General features: G+C 69.7%; 2 protein-coding genes. One reads left to right on the top strand and one right to left on the bottom strand.

Features of this window, described 5'->3' with window-relative positions:
* Positions 1–301: 301 nt before the first annotated feature.
* The gene (glgX, locus tag VFE05_06515; GenBank protein HET6229719.1) at positions 302–2,497 is read right to left on the bottom strand and encodes a glycogen debranching protein GlgX; all 2,196 of its coding nucleotides are present in this window, start codon (positions 2,495–2,497) and stop codon (positions 302–304) included.
* Positions 2,498–2,933: 436 nt separating this feature from the next.
* Between glgX and VFE05_06510 the strand changes: the two genes are divergently transcribed.
* The coding region (locus VFE05_06510) for an alpha-amylase family glycosyl hydrolase (protein HET6229718.1) at positions 2,934–3,731 on the top strand (798 nt) is incomplete at its 3' end.

Below are 3,731 nucleotides of genomic sequence, written 5' to 3'. Positions count from 1 at the left end.
GACCTCTCCAATCGTCGAGGCGCGCTCCTTCGCCTCTGGATCGACGCTCATCTGTTCCCCCGGTCAGAGTTCGCAACCTCCGAACGCGTCCGGTATTATACCGTTGCGCGAATTAGTTGGAACAGATGACACGCAGGTGCTCCCCTACAAGTCGGCGGCCACCTCGCGTGTCAGCGGCGGATCGCCGGGGATTGCATTCGGCGCGACATGCGCCCGGCGCTTCTCGGCCGCATGGGCGGACGGCGCGCGCGCGCACCGCACCGCACCGCACCCACCCGATCGTCCGCCGTCCATCTTCCTGTCACTTCGGGCGCTTCCTGGCGCGGAGGACGACCATCGACCGTCCCTCGATGTGCAGCTCCTCGCCGTCGGCGACGACGCGCGCGTCCTCTTCGAGCTCCGGCTGGTTGGTGTCGAACACGATCACCCACTCGTCCTCGGTGCGGGAGGCGGGGATGGTGAAGCTCATGGCGGCACCGTCGGAGTTGAGCAGCAGCAGGAACGAGTCGTCGCGCACCTGCCGCCCCTGGTCGTCGAACTCCTCGATGGCGTCGCCGCCCAGCGCCATCCCGAAGCACTTCACGAAGCCCGAGTTCCACTCCTGGTCGGTCATCTCCCGCCCGTCCGGCCGCAGCCAGGTGATGTCCTTCACCTCGCTGCCGCGGATCTCGCGGCCCTTGAAGAAGCGCCGCCGCCGGAAGATGGGGTGCTCGCGCCGCAGCCGCGCCACGCGCTTGGTGAACTCCAGCAGCGCCCGGTCGCCCTCGCCCAGTTCCCAGCTCACCCACGAGATCTCGTTGTCCTGCGCGTACGCGTTGTTGTTGCCGCCCTGCGTGCGCCCCATCTCGTCGCCCCCGCAGATCATGGGCACCCCCTGCGACAGCAGCAGCGTAGCCATGAAGTTGCGCTTCTGCCGGTCGCGCTGCGTGACGATGTCGGGTTTGTCGGTGGGCCCCTCGATCCCGAAGTTGTAGCTGAGGTTGTCGTTGACGCCGTCGTTGTTGTCCTCGCCGTTGGCGTCGTTGTGCTTGTGGTTGTACGTGACCAGGTCGTTCAGCGTGAAGCCGTCGTGCGCCACGATGAAGTTGATGCTGGCGTGCGGCCGGCGCCCGTCGTCCTCGTACAGGTCGCTGCTGCCCGTCAGCCGGTAGCCCAGCTCGCCCAGCGTGCCCTGGTCGCCGCGCCAGTAGGCCCGCACCGTGTCGCGGTACTTTCCGTTCCATTCCGCCCACAGCACCGGGAAGTTGCCCACCTGGTAGCCGCCCTCGCCCACGTCCCACGGCTCGGCGATCAGCTTGACCCGGCTGATCACCGGGTCCTGGTGGATCACGTCGAAGAACGCCGACAGGCGGTCCACCGCGTGGAGCTCGCGTGCCAGCGTGGACGCCAGGTCGAAGCGGAAGCCGTCCACGTGCATCTCCTGCACCCAGTAGCGCAGCGAGTCCATCACCAGCGTGAGCGTCTGCGGGTGGCGCATGTTCAGCGAGTTGCCCGTGCCCGTGTAGTCCATGTAGAAACGCGGGTCGTCCGCCACCAGCCGGTAGTACGTGGGGTTGTCGATGCCCTTGAACGACAGCGTGGGCCCCAGGTGGTTGCCCTCGGCCGTGTGGTTGTAGACCACGTCCAGGATCACCTCTATGCCGGCCTGGTGCAGCGTGCGCACCATCTCCTTGAACTCGCGCACCTGCTCGCCGTAGTCGCGGGCCCGGGCGTAGCGGCCCGCGGGCGAGAAGTAGTTGAGCGAGCTGTAGCCCCAGTAGTTGCGCAGCCCGCGCGCGGCAAGGAACGGCTCGTCCGCGATCTCGTGCACCGGCAGCAGCTCTATGGCGGTGACGCCGATGGACTTGAGGTGCTCCACGATGGCGGGATGCGCGATGGCGGCGTACGTGCCGCGCAGCTCCTCGGGGATGCCGGGGTGCAGCCGGGTGAGGCCCTTCACGTGCGCCTCGTAGATCACCGTGTCGTGCCAGGGGATGTTGGGCGGCGCGTCTCCCCCCCAGTCGAACCCGTCGTCGGTCACCACGCCCTTGGGCACGCCGGGCGCGCTGTTCTCGTCGTCCAGCACCCAGTCTTCGCCGGGCTGGTCGAACGGGTAGCCGAACGGGTGCGCGTCCCAGCTCACCCTGCCGGCCAGCGCGCGGGCGTACGGGTCGATGAGCAGCTTGAAGGGGTTGCAGCGGCGGCCGCGGCCGGGCTCGTAGGGTCCGTTGATGCGGTAGCCGTAGTACTGGCCCGGTCCCACGTCGGGCACGTAGCCGTGCCACACGTAGGCCGTGCGCTCGCGCAGGCGGATGGAGCGCACGGGCTCTGCCGCGTCCGGCGCGTCGAAGAGGCACAGCTCCACCTCCTCGGCCAGCTCCGAGTAGATGGCGAAGTTGGTCCCCTTGCCATCCCAGTGGGCACCCAGGGGATACGGCTTGCCCGGCCAGGCAGGCGACGCCGCCTCCAGGAAGCCGGGAACGAACGAGTGCTGCTTGCGCGACTTGGAAGATTCCATCGGTGGCGGTCTTTCCGTGTGAACGTGCGAAAAGGCGTACGCGGCCACACCTTCGGGGCGGGGTCGGAGATTTTCGATACTACTGCGGCGGCTGAGCCCCCCGCGCCTCCACGACGGACGCGCCGCATCCATCGACGTCCGCCGACGGCAGATGCGGAGCGTTCCGCCGCTGACGGGCATCCGCGCGGACCGAACGCGCCGCATCCCCAGGTCGAATTCGGGAGATGCGGAAGATGCGCGTCCCCGGCGGCTGGGGCCGATCGCCCGCCGTGCATCTCCCGTGGACGCAGTGCCGGTGCGTTTCCGCGGATGCGGGGCGGCGGCGGGCGGCGATTGCCTCGCGGACGATGACACCTTGCCGCGCCCGCTTCTTGCTCAGCCGGTGGCCCCCCGCGCGCCGGGCAGGCGCAAGGAACGGACCCCGGAACCAGACACCGTGCAAGCCCCCGAACACCCGACGCATCCCACCGCGGAGGGCGCCCGCGAGCGCGTTCCCCGCTCCACCTACCGCGTGCAGCTGAACCACCGGTTCACCTTCCGCGACGCCGAGGCCGTGGTGCCGTACCTGGCCGAGCTGGGCGTCTCGGACCTGTACGCGTCGCCGTACCTGCGCGCGCGGCCGGGCAGCATGCACGGCTACGACATCACCGACCACAACGAGCTGAACCCCGAGATCGGCACCGAGGCCGACCACGAGCGCCTGTGCGGGGCCCTGCGCGAGCACGGGCTGGGGCACCTGGTGGACGTGGTGCCCAACCACATGGGCATATTGGGCGAGGGCAACCCGTGGTGGCGCGACGTGCTGGAGAACGGCCCGTCTTCCCCGTACGCGCCGTACTTCGACATCGACTGGCAGCCGCTCAAGGGCGAGATGGCGGGCAAGGTGCTGCTCCCCATCCTGGGCGACGCCTACGGCCGCGTACTGGAGCGCGGCGAGCTGAAGCTGGGCTACGACGGCGAGGGCGGCTTCACGCTGCGCTACTTCGAGCACGACCTGCCCGTGGCCCCCGCCTCGGCCGCGCCGCTGCTGCGCGACGCGAGCGACCGCCTGCGCCGCGTGCTGGACGCGGAAGACGAGCACCGGATGGAGCTGGAGAGCATCGTCACCGCGCTCGAGAACCTGCCGCCGCGCACCGCCGCCGACCCCGCGAGCAAGGCCGCCCGCCGCCGCGAGCGCGTGGTCATCCGCCGCCGCCTTGCCGCGCTGTGCCACGGCTCGGCCGAGGTGTGCCGC

This window comes from Longimicrobiaceae bacterium, assembly GCA_035696245.1.
In the GTDB taxonomy this organism is placed as follows: domain Bacteria; phylum Gemmatimonadota; class Gemmatimonadetes; order Longimicrobiales; family Longimicrobiaceae; genus DASRQW01.
Note: the sequence above shows the minus strand (reverse complement) of the source record. Positions and strands in the feature narration are given on the sequence as shown.

What these genes read in the sequence shown, in the direction of transcription:
- glgX (HET6229719.1), bottom strand. Translation starts at nt 2,497, where the DNA reads ATGGAATCTTCCAAGTCGCGCAAGCAGCACTCGTTCGTTCCCGGCTTC.